Annotated in this window: 15 protein-coding genes and 2 tRNA genes; 4 read left to right on the top strand and 13 right to left on the bottom strand. The window is 57.4% G+C overall.

What is annotated here, in order from left to right:
• Positions 1 to 6 precede the first annotated feature (6 nt).
• From SMC1_RS04075 to SMC1_RS04035, 9 genes are all read right to left on the bottom strand, one after another.
• The gene (locus tag SMC1_RS04075; RefSeq protein WP_119085523.1) at positions 7 to 558 is read right to left on the bottom strand and encodes an HD domain-containing protein; all 552 of its coding nucleotides are present in this window, start codon (positions 556 to 558) and stop codon (positions 7 to 9) included.
• Between the two features lie 3 nt (positions 559 to 561).
• Positions 562 to 1,056 carry a hypothetical protein gene (locus tag SMC1_RS04070; RefSeq protein WP_119085522.1) on the bottom strand — a complete coding sequence of 165 codons (495 nt, stop codon included), beginning with the start codon at positions 1,054 to 1,056 and terminating at the stop codon, positions 562 to 564.
• Complete coding sequence (locus SMC1_RS04065) at positions 1,053 to 3,596, bottom strand: DNA topoisomerase 3 (RefSeq protein ID WP_126855164.1); 2,544 nt, start codon at positions 3,594 to 3,596, stop codon at positions 1,053 to 1,055. The genes SMC1_RS04070 and SMC1_RS04065 overlap by 4 nt, the downstream gene beginning before the upstream one ends.
• A gap of 262 nt (positions 3,597 to 3,858) precedes the next feature.
• Positions 3,859 to 3,935, bottom strand: a tRNA-Arg gene (locus tag SMC1_RS04060).
• 87 nt (positions 3,936 to 4,022) lie between these two features.
• Positions 4,023 to 5,849 (bottom strand): glutamine--fructose-6-phosphate transaminase (isomerizing), encoded by a 1,827-nt coding sequence (gene glmS / locus SMC1_RS04055; protein ID WP_119085520.1) that lies wholly within the window; start codon positions 5,847 to 5,849, stop codon positions 4,023 to 4,025.
• A 1-nt stretch (position 5,850) separates the two neighbouring features.
• Positions 5,851 to 7,224 (bottom strand): phosphoglucosamine mutase, encoded by a 1,374-nt coding sequence (glmM, locus tag SMC1_RS04050; RefSeq protein ID WP_119085519.1) that lies wholly within the window; start codon positions 7,222 to 7,224, stop codon positions 5,851 to 5,853.
• A 163-nt stretch (positions 7,225 to 7,387) separates the two neighbouring features.
• Entirely contained in the window at positions 7,388 to 8,287 is a 900-nt protein-coding gene (locus SMC1_RS04045; RefSeq protein WP_119085518.1) for a DUF4349 domain-containing protein, read from the bottom strand.
• Between the two features lie 42 nt (positions 8,288 to 8,329).
• Positions 8,330 to 8,986, bottom strand: coding sequence for a hypothetical protein (locus SMC1_RS04040; RefSeq protein ID WP_126855163.1), 657 nt, complete (start codon positions 8,984 to 8,986; stop codon positions 8,330 to 8,332).
• 38 nt (positions 8,987 to 9,024) lie between these two features.
• Positions 9,025 to 9,576 carry an RNA polymerase sigma factor gene (locus SMC1_RS04035; RefSeq protein WP_207799296.1) on the bottom strand — a complete coding sequence of 184 codons (552 nt, stop codon included), beginning with the start codon at positions 9,574 to 9,576 and terminating at the stop codon, positions 9,025 to 9,027.
• A gap of 116 nt (positions 9,577 to 9,692) precedes the next feature.
• On the opposite strand from SMC1_RS04035, the gene SMC1_RS04030 reads away from it, so the two are divergent.
• A tRNA-Leu gene (locus tag SMC1_RS04030) sits at positions 9,693 to 9,779 on the top strand.
• Positions 9,780 to 9,955: 176 nt separating this feature from the next.
• Here the strand turns inward: SMC1_RS04030 and SMC1_RS04025 are convergent.
• A complete protein-coding gene (locus SMC1_RS04025; RefSeq protein ID WP_165849197.1) occupies positions 9,956 to 11,806 on the bottom strand; it encodes an aldehyde ferredoxin oxidoreductase family protein in 1,851 nt (616 codons plus the stop codon).
• Positions 11,803 to 12,195, bottom strand: a complete 393-nt coding sequence (locus tag SMC1_RS04020) for a 4Fe-4S dicluster domain-containing protein (protein WP_119085514.1) — start codon at positions 12,193 to 12,195, stop codon at positions 11,803 to 11,805. Before SMC1_RS04020 ends, SMC1_RS04025 begins: the two co-directional genes overlap by 4 nt.
• A 138-nt stretch (positions 12,196 to 12,333) precedes the next feature.
• On the opposite strand from SMC1_RS04020, the gene SMC1_RS04015 reads away from it, so the two are divergent.
• From SMC1_RS04015 to SMC1_RS04005, 3 genes are read left to right on the top strand one after another with little or no spacing between them, the layout of a single operon-like run.
• Complete coding sequence (locus SMC1_RS04015) at positions 12,334 to 13,695, top strand: 8-oxoguanine deaminase (protein ID WP_119085513.1); 1,362 nt, start codon at positions 12,334 to 12,336, stop codon at positions 13,693 to 13,695.
• 51 nt (positions 13,696 to 13,746) lie between these two features.
• On the top strand, positions 13,747 to 15,180 hold the full coding sequence (gene glnA, locus SMC1_RS04010) for a type I glutamate--ammonia ligase (RefSeq protein WP_119085512.1): 1,434 nt from the start codon (positions 13,747 to 13,749) through the stop codon (positions 15,178 to 15,180).
• 9 nt (positions 15,181 to 15,189) lie between these two features.
• On the top strand, positions 15,190 to 15,414 hold the full coding sequence (locus SMC1_RS04005; protein ID WP_119085511.1) for a MoaD/ThiS family protein: 225 nt from the start codon (positions 15,190 to 15,192) through the stop codon (positions 15,412 to 15,414).
• Between the two features lie 372 nt (positions 15,415 to 15,786).
• On the opposite strand, the gene udp is transcribed toward SMC1_RS04005, so the two are convergent.
• On the bottom strand, positions 15,787 to 16,566 hold the full coding sequence (gene udp / locus SMC1_RS04000) for a uridine phosphorylase (RefSeq protein ID WP_119085510.1): 780 nt from the start codon (positions 16,564 to 16,566) through the stop codon (positions 15,787 to 15,789).
• A 34-nt stretch (positions 16,567 to 16,600) separates the two neighbouring features.
• Positions 16,601 to 17,164: a manganese efflux pump MntP family protein gene (locus SMC1_RS03995; protein WP_119085509.1), complete on the bottom strand. Its 564-nt coding sequence runs from the start codon at positions 17,162 to 17,164 to the stop codon at positions 16,601 to 16,603.
• Positions 17,165 to 17,196 lie beyond the last annotated feature (32 nt).

Here is a 17,196-nt window from a genome sequence, read left to right as displayed (position 1 = left end):
GCTAATCTAGAGACCGATTTCGGCGGCGATCTCCTTCATGGAACTCAGGCCGATCGCAACGAACCTGTACAGATCGAGTCCCATCTCCTGACAGGCAAGCATCTGATCCCGGTTTGCTCCAGCAGCAAAACGCTTCTCCTTGAAGCGAACCATGACAAAATCCGTATCAAGGGGCGCAAGCTTCTTCTCCGGTCGAATGAGAGCGCACGCGACAATCAGGCCGGACAATGGGTCCGCGGCGTACAATGCCTTGTCCATCATGCTCTTGCGCGGCAGACCATGCAGCGAGTTATGGACGCGCACCGCATAGCAGATGTCCTCAGACACTCCCATCAGATGCAGCTGCTCTGATCCGACAATACTGTGCATGTTTGGCTTGTCCTTAGTCTCGGCATAGTCGATGTCATGGACGAGACCGGTCAGGCCCCACTTCTCGACGTCCTCATGGAAGTGCACTGCAAGGCCGCGCATAATGGCCTCGACAGCGAGCATATGGTTGATCAGGTTCCGCGACGGTGTCCTCTCGACGATGACTTGATACAGTTCCTCACGGTCCATGGACTATGCTTCGGGTCCAGGAACGGAGGGTTCGGCCGGAGCCACGCTGTCGCCGGTCGTCCCGGACTGCTCGACATCCACGGCGCATTCGGAGGTCAGTTCCTCAGGACTCGTCTCCTCGGAACCCTGAGCAAGTATAACCCTCTCTGCACGCGTCTTCCTGACTGCAAACCAGGCGGTCAGCACTAGCGTCACGATAAACGCGTAGTTCAGAGCAGTGAACAAGATGGTGAGAGCCAGGTTCACCCAGCTGGGCATCTGGAAATCGGCATGAGCCGCCGCATAGTTGCTGACATAGAAGGAGACGAAGCTACTCAACACCCACTGCATAGTGTAGTATGCAGCCACCAGCGCTGTCGTCAGCAGGAGGAACAGACTCACCTTCCCTTCCTGAGTGCGCCTGTAGCACATTGCCAGCACAAGCCCCGCTATTGACAGTACCACGTACCCAAGATTGAAGAAGAAGTCGACACTGAAAATCGCACTGAATGGAATCATGATGCACCACCTTTGCTTTTGGATGTCTTCGGGGCTCCCTTCTTTGTGGAGGTCCCTGTCTTCTCTGTCTTCGTTGCGGAGGCCGCTGCCTTCGTTGGCTTCGTTGCATGACCGGTTGCCCGCCTCCCCGCCCGTGGTCCCTTGTTCAGAAACTCGAACTCTACTCTGCCCTTGTCTCCAAGTTTCAGGTAGGCCGAGAAAGGCCTGTTGTACTTCGACACGAAGTGCTCGATGAGCTCTGTCTTGCCCTTCTCGAGCAGGTTACGGGCCATGTCACGGTCAATAGTCTTGCCAGCATAGACTCTCTTCATCTGGAAACGGCAGTCAGTTGCAGCACACCGGTAGTGCTCCGCAGTCTCTACCACTGAACCCTGACACACGGGGCAACGACCCAATGGCTCCTCATTGATGACGGGTTCGGTAGCCGCAGAACTGCCACCCGACCCCTCAGCAAACTCCCATTCCAGCTTATTGTCGGGCTTGAGCAGGAGGCGCGCACTGAACTTGAACCCGCGCCTGCTCACGAATCCGTTGAGCATCTCCGTCCTCTTCTCGGTCATAAGCTGCAAGGCCTCTTCACGACTGATGGGGCGTCTGAGAATCATCTTCGGAATGCTGAACTTGCAGTCCGTCTTCTTGCGGCCATGGTGTTCGCAGACGTACGATGCAGGGCGCTCAAGCACATTGCCGCCGCAGATGGGACACACACCCAGTGGTTCCGCCGACTCGATGCCGATCTGAGTGGGAGCTTCGTACCCCTTGATCTTCTCAATCATCTGACGCGTGAACCCCTCGATACGCTCCAGGAATTCCACGTTGTCCAATGACCCCTTCTCTATCTTGCGCAGACTCATTTCCCAATCACCGGTAAGGTCCGGAGCCACAAGATCCGACAACTGGATCGCCTCAAGGAGGTCGATCAGGTCAACACCACGCCTTGTGGCGACCAGGCTCCGAGCTTTCCGCTCGACAACGCCGGTCCGGATAAGCTTCTCAATGATCTCCGCACGTGTGGCAGGAGTCCCCAAGCCACGTTCTTTCATTGCCTCAGCTAGTTCCTCGTCATCGACGAGCTTCCCCGCCGTCTCCATGGCAGCGATAATGGACGCGTCCGTGAACCGCGGCGGAGCCTTGGTCAGCTTGCGTTCGCTCCCAACCCTGAACGCCTGGACGCTCAGCTTCTCCTTGAGGTCTGGCAAGTCCTTGCTGTCGGCCTCGCGTGGGGCGACCTCTAGCCATCCTGAGGTCTTTACGACTCTTCCATCACTGCCAAATGTCTCGCTCTCAACGACTGTCTCGACACGGGTAAGCATCAAAACGGCTTCAGGGTAGAACTGTTCGAGGAACCGGCGTACAACTAGGTCATAGACCACGCTCTCGTCATGAGAGAGACTGCTTCGGTCCAGCCGCGTGCCAGTCGGAATGATGGCGTAGTGATCGCTGACTTTCTCGTCGTTGAAGACGAAGGGCCGCATCTTCCACCCCTCGCGCTGCACGTGTTGCACGTAAGAGGCATATTCCCCCACCCCCAGATCGCCAAGCACAGTGACGACTTCCTTCCGAAGCGCCTTGGGCAGATACTTGCTGTCTGTTCTCGGATACGTGATGGCGCGCTTCTCTTCATAGAGAGACTGTGCTGCCCTCAGCGTGCGGCTCGCGCTCAAACCGTTGAGGCCGTTTGCTTCGCGCTGCAGGAGTCCTAGATCATACAGATAGGGTACCTGCATACGGTTTTCTTTCTGAGCAACCGACGCAACCACCCCCTTGTGCCCTGAGCACTTCGCAGCAATGGCTTCGGCGGCCGCCTGGTCGGCGAGTCTGCTCTCGGATCCCCGATGCCATAGTCCTGCATAGGTCGGTTCACCATGCGGCACGACCTTGAACTCGGCGTCGACCTCGAAATAGGGCACGGGCGTGAATGCCTGGACTTCCTTCTCGCGCTTCGCGATGAGTGCAAGAACTGGTGTCTGCACACGTCCCACCGTAACAAGCGACCCATTGCGCCTCGTCAGTCCCCGGGTGGCGTTGATGCCAACCAGCCAGTCTGCCTCAGAACGCGCCAGCGCCGCTCTGCCCAGGTCATCATATCCAGATTCGGGACGGATGTGCTTGAATCCATCACGGATGCTCTCATCCGTGTAGGACGACAGCCACAAGCGTGACGAAGGTTTCTTCCCTCCGGCCTGCGCATAGATGTTGCGGAAGATCAACTCACCCTCGCGACCTGCATCGCACGCGTTGATGACTTCGTCCACTTCCTTGGACACGATTAGCTTCTTGAGTGCGTTGAAACGCTCCTCGGCGCCCTCGAGAACGGAGAACCTGAACGCCTCAGGGATGATCGGCAGGTAGGAAAGCAGCCACTGCTTGTACTTCTTGTCATAGTCTTCGGGCTCTGCCAATCCAACAAGGTGGCCCACCGCCCACGAAACTATGTAGTGTTCGCCTTCGTAGTAATCACGGCTCTTCTTGCAGTGATCAATGACCGCAGCAAGTTGCTCCGCCACACTCGGCTTCTCTGCTATGACAAGCTTCTTCACGGCTACTCCTTGGATGCCTCGACAGTAACGGCCCTCATTATACACACAAAAGACCTCGGGCAAGTGCCTGAGGCTTCTCAGTCCACAAGGTTGAGTCGACAGCCACCTGGGAACTGACGTTGCTTGCCCGTGGCCTCTTCTCGCCTTCGATGATCCCGAATAAGCAATTCCAGAAGCAGGAGACTCGCTGTCAAGGACAGAACTTCGTGAGAGCAGGTGAACGGCATGAAGCTGCCGCGAGGGGTTGAAGAGACATCAAGGCTGGTGCGCCCGACAGGACTTGAACCTGTAATCTACGGCTCCGGAGGCCATCGCCTTATCCAGTTGGGCCACGGGCGCGCACGTCGGCAAGTATAGCAGAAAGGCCGGCCCTGTACAAGGTCGGCCTTTGGCTCAGCGCCTCACAAAACAGGTCTCAGAGCTCAGCTATTCCACCGTTACGCTTTTGGCAAGATTCCGCGGCTGGTCCACGTCCAGACCCTTGCCATCAGCAGTGTAGTACGCCAGCAGCTGAAGCGGCAACGAGTAGATGACCGGAGAGAACAACTCTTCGACCGGCGGCATCGGGATGAAGTCCGTAGCGATGCCCTGTGCTCTCTTGTCCTTCTTGTCGGCCAGTACCACGAGGGGTGAATCGCGCGCGATGGACTCCTGCAGATTCGAGTAGATCTTCTCGTACAGCACCCCCTGGGGAAGGATGCCCACCACAGGCACATCCTGGTCCAGCAAGGCGATGGGGCCATGTTTGAGTTCTCCCGCGGCATATCCCTCAGCGTGGATGTAACTGATCTCCTTCATCTTAAGCGCGCCCTCCAATGCAATGGGGTAGTTGACACCGCGCCCAACATAGATCATGTCGTGGACTTTGTAGAACTTGCGCGCGATCGTCTCCATGATGCCGGCATATTCGAGCACCTGCTCACACTTCTGGCTGAGACTGGACAGCTGAGACGCATAGTGCGCTGACGTCTCAGCATCCAGTGTACCGTTGCGCTGTCCAAAACTGAGAGCTATGAGATAGAAGGCGATGAGCTGGGCCATGAACGACTTCGTGGCTGCAACACCAATCTCGAGGCCCGCCTGGGTAACGAACGTCACATCTGACTCGCGCGAAACGGTACTCTCCGGTCGATTTGTGATGGCGACAACCTTGGCACCAAGACTCCGTTGAAGCCGAAGCGCAGCAAGTGTGTCGATCGTTTCTCCTGACTGCGTGACTGCAATCCCCATCATCCCTGGACGAACAATGGGTCGCTGGTAGCGATATTCACTGCTGAAGCTTACCTCGGTCGGGATGCGTGCCAGTTCCTCCAGAAGATACTTGCCCACGCGCGCGGCATGGTATGACGTCCCTGCCGCCACAATCGAGATGCGGTCGGGAACCGGCTGGCCTTGGAATTCCTCCAGCTCCACGTGTCCACTGTCGATATCGATGCGTCCATACAGCGTATCCCTGATGACGACCGGCTGTTCATGAATTTCCTTCAACATGAAATGCTTGTAGCCCTGCTTCTCGGCAGCGGAGGCATTCCACTGAACGGTCATTGGAGTCCGATCGAAAGCGTGCCCATCTTCAAGAGAATAAAACGCATATCCTTTGTCGTTGATCTCAACGATATCCCCGTCGTGCAGCGGGATGATCCGGTGCGTGTACTCCAGGAGTGCTGGGGTGTCTGAACCGAAGATCATCTCCCCATCGCCAACGCCGAGCACCAGGGGGGATAACCTGCGAACTGCCACGATACGACCAGGAAACGCTTTGGCCAGAACGAGGAACGCGAAGGCTCCGTCAAGCTGCAAAGCAGTCTTCCGCGCTGCATCGAGCAGGTCTGCGCCCGCGTCGATCTGCTCCTCTACAAGATGAGAGATTACCTCGGTGTCGGTCTCGGATACGAAAACGTGTCCTCTCCGGATCAGATCATCTCGGAGTACCTGGTAGTTCTCGATGATGCCGTTGTGGATAATGGCGATCGTGCCCTTGCAGTCTAGTTGAGGATGAGCATTCCTGTCCTCAACCTTGCCGTGGGTGGCCCATCGCGTGTGTCCCATTCCAGTGGTGGCAGTATACTCGTTGCCCTTGACAGCCTCTTCGAGAGCCTTGAGCTTGCCACGTTTCTTGACGACAACCAGCTCCCCCTTCTCGAGAATGGCCATGCCCGCCGAGTCGTACCCTCGATACTCGAGCTTGCGCAGACCCTCAATAATGACAGGGACTACCTTACGCGGTCCAACGTACCCTATGATTCCACACATGTCACTCCTCTCCTTGCTGACCAGCTGACAACAGGACACGCTTCAGTCGCTCTGCCAGCGCCATCAGACGCTCAGTGTTCTTGCCCTCAAGAAAAATACGCACAAGGGGTTCTGTCCCCGAAGGCCGCACGACCAGTCTGGCAGCATTGCCCAACTCCATGCGCGCCGCTTCAACCGCAGCCACAAACTCCGGGCATGAAGCAATGGTGTTGTCTTTCACCCTGACATTCTCGGCAATCTGAGGATAGAGCTCGACCTCGTCGACAATCTCTGACAGGTCGCGCCCGGTCCTGACAAGATATCCCAGCACTGCCAGGGTGGTCGCCAGACCATCGCCCGTCACGTTCTGGTACAAGTTGATGATGTGTCCCGACTCCTCGCCGCCAAGCACGAAACCGCCCTCGTTCAGGCGGTCCAGAATATAGCGGTCTCCAACGCTTGTCCGTTCGAGCCTGACCCCATGGGGTTCCAGTGCCTTCTCCAGACCAAGGTTGGTTAGAACTGTTCCGACGACCGTGTTTCCGGTGAGTCGACCCTCTCCGGCTAATCCCAGAGCCAGAACATACAGCATGACGTCCCCGGAGACACGGCGCCCGGTGTGGTCGACCATAATGACCCGGTCGCCGTCACCGTCGTGGGCAACGCCCAGATCCGCCTTCTCGGTCACCACCCGCGCACCCACGGCGCCAGGATGTGTGGATCCGCAGTCCTTGTTGATGAGCTTACCATCTTGGTCTGTGTTCATCTCGATCACCTGCGCACCCAGCTGTCGCAGCAACGCCGGTGTCGTATAGCTTGTTGCCCCGTGAGCGCCGTCCACCACGATCCTGATCCCCTCGAGCGAGAGCCCTGGGTTATTCTGCCTCACGAAGGCCATGTATTCCTCCCGCGCATTCTCGACTCTGTGAGCGCCGCCCACTTCGTCGCCATGTACTCGCGAGGGATTGCCGAGTTCAACGAGGCCAAGGTTCGCCTCGATCGCTTCCTCGTCTGCGTCTGCCAGCTTGTGGCCGCCAGGGCCAAAGAACTTGATCCCGTTGTACTCCGGAGGATTGTGTGACGCAGAGATCATGGCACCCGCCATGTACCGTGTCTCGCGAGCCAGAATGAGCGCGAGTCCTGGTGTCGGCAGTACTCCCAGGTAGTCTACGGACACCCCCGTCTCCATGAAGCCAGCACCAAGTGCCCCGGCAAGCATCTCCGACGAGACACGTGGATCCCATGCGATAGCGATGGTGCGATTTGTCTGCTGGGCAAGGCGTCCGTCGAAGTAGATCGATGCAGCCGCTCCCAGAGATAAGGCAAGCTTGGACGTGATTTCGGTGTTCACGACACCCCGGACGCCGTCCGTTCCGAATAGATTCCTCTTAGCCATGCCTTAACTATAGGTCGCTTGAGTCTGCACGCAAGATTCATACTTCTGGTTTGACATGGAGCTACTGTCCTAGAGACGTTCTCTCGCTCGGGGTGGAGGGAACATGCAGAAAGCCGAGGCCGTGAGCCTCGGCTAGTGGTATGGCGGCGATCTATCGTTTCCGTCAGTTCTGCGGTGGCAGGCTCCTGTGCGAGCGATGCTGCCTCAGCCTGAGCACAATCCATACGAGTGCCCAAATGAGAAGCCCATAGAAAACTATGAAGACGGCAGAGCCGCCAAGCCACGTCCAGAAGGCAGCCAGTCCGTGTCCAAACCGGGCAAGGGACTGGACAAACGCCGATCCAAAACCTCGGGGTGCGACAAAGACCTCGGTCGTCTGCACGAGCTGAGCGGTAACCGTAGCGAGCGACGTGGCATTGTCCATGTAGCGCTGTTGTCCCTCGTACTGTTCGATCTGCGTGCGAACCGAACCCAGCTGTTCCTGAACTGCCAGCATGTCCTTGATGTTCGTGGCTTTCTTCAGGAACCCTACCAGCTGCTCTTCTTCTGCCCGAAGAACCTTGAGTCGCGCCTGGATATCGATGTACTGTGATGTGACGTCATCCGAACCACTGCTGCGGCTCGTAACAGTACCGAGTCCCGCAAGATCGTTCATGAGCTGGGTGGCCTTGGCCGCAGGCACGCGCAGCACGACGGTTGCAAGCACCTGGCTGGCCGACTTCTGGAGCGACGACTGCGCCACGAAACCGCCATATTTGACAACGAGGATCTCACAATTGCTGAAAGCCTTTTCTGCGTCGACGACGTCAAGGCTGAGGCTGGCGTTGAAAATGATCTTCCGGTCTGTCAGGGCCTGCTGATCGCCTGTCGTGGTTGAGGCAGGGGCCGAGGAACTCGTGCCAGAGGTCCCTGCGGGTAAGCCTTTCAGGACTCCACCGGATGTCGCTACGCCGGGCTCCGGCGAAACAGCGCTACGCTTCGCACATCCAGTCACAGCCATGGCCACGACAGCGACGACAACGATCAGCGCAAGAAATCGACGTACTCGTAGAGATTGAGTCATACGTGCCTCCCTATCCGGAATGGGCGCGTGAGCGCCAAGTGTTCATGGAATGAGACAGATGACCAACGATGAGGTACCCAGGCTCGATGCCCAGGTCTCCAGTGAAAAGCCCGCAACTATACGAAGACCTGAGGGCTCCTCTCCAATGAACCCATGAAGCGCCATCAGAGCCGCAAATCCTCGGACCTCATCAGGCTCCAGTGTCAGGGCTACCTCGTGCCCTGGGGCAGCAGTGTCGAGTTCCACGGCGACGTCAACATGTCTGGCTCTCAGCCACGTTACCAGGAGCTGTTTGCGCGCGACATCGCCATCAAGGACGACCCGAAAGGATGACGCAGTTCCAAGAACTGGGCTGCCCTGAGAGTCGACAAACCCCTTAGGAGTTGCGCCCGCGGCGCGGAACTCTGGATTCGGAGCGAGTAATGCTCCGCCTGATGTGGCAAGCGACAGCGTACGCGGCAAGGTGGCACCACCAACATACAGCGCAACTACGATGGCGACAGCCATGACGGGCGAGAATCCGAGCCATAGACTCTGAAGCAAGCGGCGGCGCGAGCGGCGCACGCCGATGGCAGCAGTGACGGATTTTGCCAGTGAGCGATCCATCGGTGCAAACAGCGCTGATACCTCCCTGCGCAACTCCGCTGAAAGCTCGAGAGGCAGCTCGTTGTCGCTCATTATCTCGTTGGTTGTTCTCATGTCATGTGTCATCACTTGTCACCATCCATAAGACGCGCTCAACGCCCCAAGGTTCCCGAAAGGAGTTCACGCAGTTCACCACGGGCACGAAAAACTCTGCTCTTGACGGTTCCCACGGGTACTCCGAGCCTGAAAGCAGCATCTTCATAGCTCAGCCCATCCAGATCGACGAGGGCAAAGGCCGCTCTGAACACAGGATCGACCTTCTGCAGAGCGGCTTGAAGAGCGGACTTGACCTCTTCAACATTTGGACCATCGCTGGCAGTCTGGGGCGCCTCGACCGTCAGCAGGTCAGCTTGAGCATCGCCAGAACTCACAGGGTGCTGGGACCGTTTGCGGGCAGCGTCGATGCCGGCATTGGTGGCAATGCGATAAAGGTATGACGAGAGCCGGGACTGTCCCCGGAACTTGGAGAGACTTTCGTACAGCTTCAGGAACGTATCCTGTGTCACGTCGTAGGCCAGATCACGATCGAAGGTCACACGAACAGCCACCGAGAAAACGAATCCCTCGTAGTAGCGCACGATGGCCTCGTACAGCTCGGTCCGCCCCGCCACGACCTGATCGATAGTCTGTGCGAGCTTCGGCATGTCATCCATGCAGCCATTATACGAATCTGGGTCAGTCTGCATAGCAGCCGATGCCAGCCTGCTGCGGTGTAAGCGCCAGTTTGACAGCTCTCAGCCTGCACGTATAATAGGTCTGTGCCGAAGTGGCGGAACTGGCAGACGCAGCAGACTCAAAATCTGCCGGGGTAACACCCGTGTGGGTTCAATTCCCTCCTTCGGCACCATCCCAGTGACAGCAATTTTGCGCATCCCCCTTGACACAAATTTCATGGTTCACTATGCTGGTGTTATTAGTCTTTCTAACATTAGGAAGCAAACAATGGCGGGAATCTCACCCGCAAAGCAGGAACGCCCAGACATCTGCTTGGGCGCGTTTCTGCTTCCAGCCTCACATGACGTCTCAGCCTCGGATCCGCCCCCGCTTCACCAAATCGTCTGCGACATAGCCCAGGCCAACCTCACGTAGCCTCTGGGCTGTTGGCAGTCCGTTCTGGTCCCAGTGGTACGCCTGGTAGTAACCGTCAAGGAGCTGGTCTACCATCTCCTGCGTCACGCGAGCGCCCTTCGTGGGCCCATCGGGCATCTCCTCATACATTTTGGCCGGCGGCTGGTCGTAGGCACGTCCAAACCCATCGACCTCACGGGTCCAGAACGCTCGCGTCAGGTTCCACACCTTCTCACTGAAGGCGAACAGCCCCTCTGTCGTGTAGTGCTGTCCGGTGACCAGGTTCAGCGCGGTGACGTAGTCCTCCCAGTCGACCTTCACCTCGAGCCACGGGAAGCGGCAGACGCCCAACACTTCCATGAGAGGACGCAGGTGCTGCAAATCATAGACCACCTGTCCCTTCCCTTCAGTGGAGCCGCGCCCCATGTTGATGTCCTGGACGATCGCCCAGGCGCGCGTGTGCTGGGCTCCAATGTCTGAGGTCATGTATGCGAGCATCATGGCAGGGGCTGCATGTGTATCATAGGCGGAATAGTCCAGTCCTTTTACCTGAACGACATATTTCTCAGTATCCTTGCCGATGATGCGCGCAGCAGCAAGAGCTCCTTCTGCAAATGTCGCTCCGATACCCTGCCGAGCAGCGATGAGCCTCAGGAATGCGCGTGCAGCATGCACGTTTCCCCAGGTCATCTCCAGTCCACCGAAATCTTCCTTTGTCAGGATTCCCCGCTGATACAGTTCCATCGCAAAAGCTACCGCCGATCCAGAAGAGATGGAGTCCATGCCAAGATTGTCGACATCGGCGTTCAGCACGGCAATTTCCTCGATACTGTCCATGCCGAGATTGGAGCCCATCAGACCGATCGTCTCGTACTCGGGGCCTTCGACGTAGACATCGTATTTCTTCGAATATGTGTAGGTGGAACAGCCCAGAGGACATGCATAGCAGCCCTTGTCGCGCACATACATCTGCTGTCGCATGTACTTGCCGTTGATGCGGTCCTTTTTGGGGTACTGCGCATGCTGGAAGTTGTTGACAGGGATGACTCCGACGCTGTCACACCAGTCCGTGACATCCGTCGTGCCATACTTGGAGAAGGTCGGGAAGAACGCCGTATTCTTGATGTAGTCGATGATAGAAGTCGTGTGCTTCTGGAGACCCTCGATGTTAGCGACCGGGATTGGGTTCGTTCCACGCACAGCGATTGCCTTGAGCTTCTTCGAGCCCAGAACCGCCCCGATTCCCCCTCGGCCTGCCTGACGTCCCACGTCATGTGTAATGCATGCGAACTTCACCAGATTCTCGCCGGCGGGGCCAATAGTCGCAATCTGGAAGTCCTCCCCGAGATCGCGCTTCAGGGCGTACTCAGTGTCGACGGAGCCCTTGCCCCAATAGCCAGAGGCGTCACGTACCTCGACCTTGTCGTCTTCGATACAGAGGTACACCGGGGTCTCGGAAGCGCCCTCAAGGATGATCATGTCCAAGCCAGCGTACTTGAGTTCCGCCATGATCAGGCCGCCCATGTTGCTGTCGATGTAGCCTCCAGTCAGCGGAGACTTGGTGCCCCACACAATCTTGGCACTGGAAGGCCACAACGTACCCGAGAGAGGCCCCGTCGCCACAAACACTTTGTTTGCGGCACTGAGCGGATCCACACCCGCAGGAAGCTCTTCGTACATATACTTGGCGATCCATGCACGACCGCCGAGCCAATCGTGGGCCAATTCAGGCGTCACGGGTTCTCGCTTGACTGACCCGGTGGTCAGGTCGACACGCAGAATAGAGCCACCATAGCCATTGATCATTGGTCTTCCTCCCAGGTCAGAGCTTGCGCTGCACAGTTTGCCACACAGGCTCCGCAAAGATTGCACATGTAGGGATGCGGACTTGCGGGTGACCTGAAGATCGCTTGCTGCGGGCAGCTGTCCACGCATGCTCCGCAATCGATGCACGTGGACTCGTCGATCACATAGGCTCCGTTTGCATCGACAGAAATCGCTTCAACCAGACATACAGACTGACAGACACCACACTGATTGCAGAGATGAACCTCAAAATAGCCTTCTGGAAAATGGGGCACGATACCTATGCGAGCAGCCTTGTGCGTGTTGAGCCTAAAGTTCTGAGCCGAGCACGTGAGCTGACACAAGCGGCATCCAGTACAACTCTCGGGCCTTACGACGATATGCCTCATGCGACCTCCTATCCTTGTCACGACAATATGATCCGTTCCCGATTATAGCAAGATGCTGTGGCAATGAAAGCAAGCGAGCTGCGCGTTGATTACGGCCTCAATGGCGGTACAATAGGAAGGAACTAGCGGAGGCTGCGCATGAGAACGCTTATCACTGACATCGCCTTCCTTATGACGGGCGATGCTCTTCGACAGGAACTCAAGGATGCGTATGTTGTCGTTGACGACAACATCATCACGGCCATTGGCACAGGGGCGCCAGTCCTCGATACCCCTGCAGACCGCACCATCTCGGGTACGCGCATGCTGATGATGCCGGGTTTTGTCAACACCCACCATCACCTCTACCAGACGCTGTTTCGGAACGTTCCCCAGGTCGAACATGCCAAGCTGTTCGACTGGCTGACGTTCCTCTATGAACACTGGAAGTACATTGACGAGGAAGCTGTCTACACAAGTGCTCAGGTCGGCATCTGTGAGATGCTGAAGACTGGTGTCACGACGACTACTGACCATCTCTATCTATATCCGTATGGCAACAACGCGATCATCGACGCTGAGATACGGGCAGCTCGCGATGTCGGCGTGCGGTTCCATCCCACACGTGGCAGTATGTCGCTGAGCAAGAAGGATGGGGGGCTCCCTCCGGACAGCGTGGTACAGACGGATGAGGAGATTCTGGTGGAGTCCGAACGCGTCATCCACCAGTACCACGACCGCGGTCGATACCCGATGACCCGCATTGCTCTAGCCCCATGCTCCCCCTTCTCGGTCACGACAGACCTGATGAAACAGACGGCAGCTCTGGCAGAGAGAGAAGATGTGCTTATCCATACGCATCTTGCCGAAACGCAGGATGAAGAAGAATTCTGTCTCCAGACGTTTGGCTTCCGTCCAATCGACTACATGGAGGAGGTCAACTGGCTCACGCCTCGCTCCTGGTTTGCCCACATCGTGTGGGCATCCGATGCCGACATCCGTAAGCTGTCCGAGCATGAGTGCGGCATGGCCCATTGCCCGGCCAGCAATATGCGCCTCGGCTCCGGCATCGCTCCCGTGGCGGTCATGAAGCAAACAAACATGCGCATCGGCATTGGCGTCGATGGCAGTGCCAGCAACGATACCAATTCGTTCATCGGTGAGGTGCGCCTGGCGACGCTGCTCCAGCGGGTGAAATACGGGGCCGACGCACTGACGTCGCGCGAAGCTCTGGCCATGGCGAGCATGGGCGGCGCCCGTGTGTTACGCATGGACCCAGACATCGGCAGCATCGAGGTCGGGAAGGCGGCCGACCTGATCATGTGGGACCTCGACACTCTCGAGTTCGCGGGCGGCCTGCACGACCCCTTCACCGCACCGGTCATGTGCGACGCCAAACAGGTCAGTCTCAACATGGTCAATGGCAAGGTTCTCATCGAGAACGGTCAGTTCACGAACATTGACGTCCGAGCTCTGGTGGCCAAGCAGAATACTATAGCGGCGAACCTCATGGCGCGCTAGTATGAGGCCACGGACCAAGTCCGGCCCTGCAGCTTCTCTGGAGGTAGGAAAATGAAGACGCTTCAGCAGTTTCTGAACTACGCGAGAGAACACGAGATTGCTCAGGTCGACCTGAAATTCACGGACCTGTTCGGCGGCCTGCATCATGTGACGGTTCCCCTGTCCCGTGTCGACCATGGATTCCTGACCCAGGGCGTTGCTTTCGACGGTTCCAATATTCCCGGATTCGCGTCGGTTGAGCGCAGTGACATGCTCCTGCGTCTTGATTTGTCGACGGCATTCTTAGACCCATTTGCCAAAGTCCCTACTGTTGCAGTCTTCTGCGACATCCTTGAACCCCTCACCCATCGACGTTTTGCCCTCGACCCTCGATTCATCACAGAACAGGCTGAAGCTTTGCTAAGATCTAAGGGCTATGCCGATACGGCCTGGTTTGCCCCCGAGTTCGAGTTCTATGTCTTCCAGAATGTCGATTTCAAGTCCTCGGAGACCACCTGTTTCTTCTCGATCGAGAGTGCGGAGACAGGCAGCACGGTGTCGCTCGACAACTCACAACTCCAGGGCTACGCGATCCGCCACGGACGAGGATACCATGCAGAGCAGCCACTCGACCGGCTCTTCGACTATCGAAGCACGCTCGTTCAAATGCTGGAGAATGTCGGGGTAACCGTCCGCTATCACCATCATGAGGCCGGAGAGACCGGCCAGATCGAGCTTGAGGTTATGCCCTGCACGCCACGCGCTATGGGCGACGCCTCGCAGAAAATCAAGTACTTCGCCAAGAACCTTGCCCGCCAGATGGGAATGACGGCAACCTTCATGCCCAAACCGATTGCTGGTCAGGCCGGAACAGGAATGCACTTCCATCAATATTTGACCAAGAAAGGACAACCCACGTTCTACCAGAAGGGTGGAGAACCCTACAACCTCTCGCCGCTCGCCGTTCACTACATCGGCGGCATTCTCAGCAACGCGTCGGCCCTTCTCGGCATCACAAACCCTTCTACGATAAGCTACAAGAGGCTCATTCCGGGATTCGAGGCCCCCATCCGGGCTTTTTTCTCGCTGGGCAACCGCACCGCGGCAGTTCGCATCCCCATCTATGCGGATACGGCGGCAGAGAAGCGCATCGAGTTCCGTCCCCCGGATGCCACGACCAATGTCTACCTCGCCATCAGCGCAATGCTCCTTGCCGGACTCGACGGCATCGAGAAAGAAACGGACCCGACAGCGCTTCACCTCGGTCCATACACGGGTGACATCGAGAAACTGCCCGAGAAAATTGTCCGCAGGATTCCGGTGCTTCCGACCTCGCTTTCCGAAGCGTTCGCCGCCCTGAGACGTGGCAGCGACTTCCTGACACGAGACGGCGTTTTCCCTCCTGCATTTGTTGAGGCGTTCTGTTCCTACAAGGAGAAGAACGAAGCAGAAGCGCTCCGCCGCCTGCCTCATCCCAAGGAATTCGAGCTGTATTACGACTGCTGAGGGGACTGGATGCTCATAAAGCTCAAACTGCATGCCATTGTCGCCGATCAGGTCGGAGACCTGCACGATGTCCAGGTACCGACCGGAACAGATGTCGCCGGCCTGCTTGCAGCATTGGGCATTGACCGCGACCGTGCAGGCTTCGTGCTTGTCAACGGACAGCGTATGCCCTACAACACCGAACTGCACGAGGAAGATACCGTCTTCATCATCCCGTTCCTGGGAGGCGGTTGACCGACCCTCGCTGTGTCCACCAATTGCGATACCCCCGGAGTTGACCTCCGGGGGTATCTATTCGCGTCTCAGCAACAGAACCGCTACATGCCTTTCATGATGAGGCTCCCTGCGACGCTGCAACATACCGGGAGTCCGGCTCACTGACATGACTCTCCCCGCACGCCGACTGTCGGAAGCAGTTTCAGGAAATCGTAGGTCTTGTCCTCCTGTCTTGTGATGATAACCAGAAGATACATGGGAGTCCCCCCACAAGAATAATCTGCTGTATACATCATAGCGACTCGGGAGACACGAGGCAAGTATTCCGGTGTCGGAATGGGCCCCCCGGCATCGAATCCGGGGCCCGCGGTTCCTGCGCAGAAACGTCACTCAGCGACGTACGACACGGTCCTGTTCGATGAGCAGTTTGATGGCTTCGATCCCAGTCGATATGAGTCGGTCCAGTATCTGATGATGGGGTTCGTTTCCAGCCTCTGCAAACTGGTTGTCGACGATGAGCATGACGCCGCCGGCACGCCTGTGAAGAATGCTCGATACCACAAACACCGTGGCTGCCTCCATCTCCGAGCACACAGCTCCGCCGGCAATCCAGGCCCTGCGACGAGCGTTCAACTGCTCGGCCAGTGGCTGGCGGTCACGCTCAACCTCGCCGTAGAACGAGTCTTTCGATTGAGACACACCCAGGTGAAAGGTAAGACACAGTTTTTCGGCTGCAGCTCTCAGTGCCAGCGTGACGTCGATGTTGGCGACTGCCGGAAATTCGATGGGCATGTACTGCCTGGTCGTCCCTTCGTCGCGGATCGCAGCTGTGACGATCGCCAGATCTCCAACGACGATTCCGGGTTGCATTGCACCTGACGTTCCGACGCGTATGAATGTCTCCGCACCGACCATCGCAAGCTCTTCGACTGCAATCGCGGTCGAAGGGCCTCCGATTCCGGTCGACGTCACCGAGACTTTCTCGCCCAGGAGCGTTCCCGTGTACGTGACATATTCCCTGTTCTGCGCAACCTTCACCGGGTTGTCGAACCACTTGGCGATGACTTCACAGCGACCGGGATCGCCGGGTAACAGGATGTACCTGCCAACATCACCCTGCTTCAACTTGATGTGATACTTGTACTCATCATTGAACAACGTGTGTGCCATGTGCAAGCCTCCGTTCCCTCCGCAGCAGTCCGTCCTAGTGCAACCCCTGCAGCAATATTTTGATCCCAATACCAATAAGGACAAGGCCACCCACAATCTCGGCCTTGCCCTTGACCAGCTTTCCGATGCTGCAACCCAGGAGAGTGCCTGCCAGCGAGAATGCGAATGTCACCAGCCCGATAAGCAAGGCCGGCCACCAGATCGACACGTGCAGAACCGACAGACTCAGGCCCACCGCCAAAGCGTCGATACTTGTGGCAATGGCAAGGACCAGCATGTCGCGCGTACTGCGCCTCTCTGCCTCGCACTCATCCTCATGCTCTCCACCATGCACGGCTTCGACAAGCATCTTGCCGCCGACCAAAACGAGGAGACCGAACGCAACCCAGTGGCTGAAGCTCTGGATAAGGTCTCTGAGCGCGAGGCCCCCGAACCAGCCCAACACGGGCATGAGCATCTGAAACCCACCAAACCACCAGCCTGGCCGCAACGCGTCGCGCAGAGTCACCCGCTTTATCCGGCACCCGTTCGCCACGGACACCGCGAACGCGTCCATCGAAAGCCCCACCGCTATAACGAAAACAGTCCAGAAGCCCATACGACCTCCACGACAACTGTGGCATCACAGGC

This window comes from Candidatus Cryosericum septentrionale (genome assembly GCF_003570995.1).
Lineage (GTDB): Bacteria > Caldisericota > Caldisericia > Cryosericales > Cryosericaceae > Cryosericum > Cryosericum septentrionale.
This window is presented reverse-complemented; position numbering and strand designations above follow the sequence as displayed.

What these genes read in the sequence shown, in the direction of transcription:
- SMC1_RS04075 (WP_119085523.1), bottom strand. Translation starts at nt 558, where the DNA reads ATGGACCGTGAGGAACTGTATCAAGTCATCGTCGAGAGGACACCGTCG.
- SMC1_RS04070 (WP_119085522.1), bottom strand. Translation starts at nt 1,056, where the DNA reads ATGATTCCATTCAGTGCGATTTTCAGTGTCGACTTCTTCTTCAATCTT.
- glmS (WP_119085520.1), bottom strand. Translation starts at nt 5,849, where the DNA reads ATGTGTGGAATCATAGGGTACGTTGGACCGCGTAAGGTAGTCCCTGTC.
- glmM (WP_119085519.1), bottom strand. Translation starts at nt 7,224, where the DNA reads ATGGCTAAGAGGAATCTATTCGGAACGGACGGCGTCCGGGGTGTCGTG.
- SMC1_RS04045 (WP_119085518.1), bottom strand. Translation starts at nt 8,287, where the DNA reads ATGACTCAATCTCTACGAGTACGTCGATTTCTTGCGCTGATCGTTGTC.
- SMC1_RS04040 (WP_126855163.1), bottom strand. Translation starts at nt 8,986, where the DNA reads ATGAGAACAACCAACGAGATAATGAGCGACAACGAGCTGCCTCTCGAG.
- SMC1_RS04035 (WP_207799296.1), bottom strand. Translation starts at nt 9,576, where the DNA reads ATGCCGAAGCTCGCACAGACTATCGATCAGGTCGTGGCGGGGCGGACC.
- SMC1_RS04025 (WP_165849197.1), bottom strand. Translation starts at nt 11,806, where the DNA reads ATGATCAATGGCTATGGTGGCTCTATTCTGCGTGTCGACCTGACCACC.
- SMC1_RS04020 (WP_119085514.1), bottom strand. Translation starts at nt 12,195, where the DNA reads ATGAGGCATATCGTCGTAAGGCCCGAGAGTTGTACTGGATGCCGCTTG.
- SMC1_RS04015 (WP_119085513.1), top strand. Translation starts at nt 12,334, where the DNA reads ATGAGAACGCTTATCACTGACATCGCCTTCCTTATGACGGGCGATGCT.
- glnA (WP_119085512.1), top strand. Translation starts at nt 13,747, where the DNA reads ATGAAGACGCTTCAGCAGTTTCTGAACTACGCGAGAGAACACGAGATT.
- SMC1_RS04005 (WP_119085511.1), top strand. Translation starts at nt 15,190, where the DNA reads ATGCTCATAAAGCTCAAACTGCATGCCATTGTCGCCGATCAGGTCGGA.
- udp (WP_119085510.1), bottom strand. Translation starts at nt 16,566, where the DNA reads ATGGCACACACGTTGTTCAATGATGAGTACAAGTATCACATCAAGTTG.
- SMC1_RS03995 (WP_119085509.1), bottom strand. Translation starts at nt 17,164, where the DNA reads ATGGGCTTCTGGACTGTTTTCGTTATAGCGGTGGGGCTTTCGATGGAC.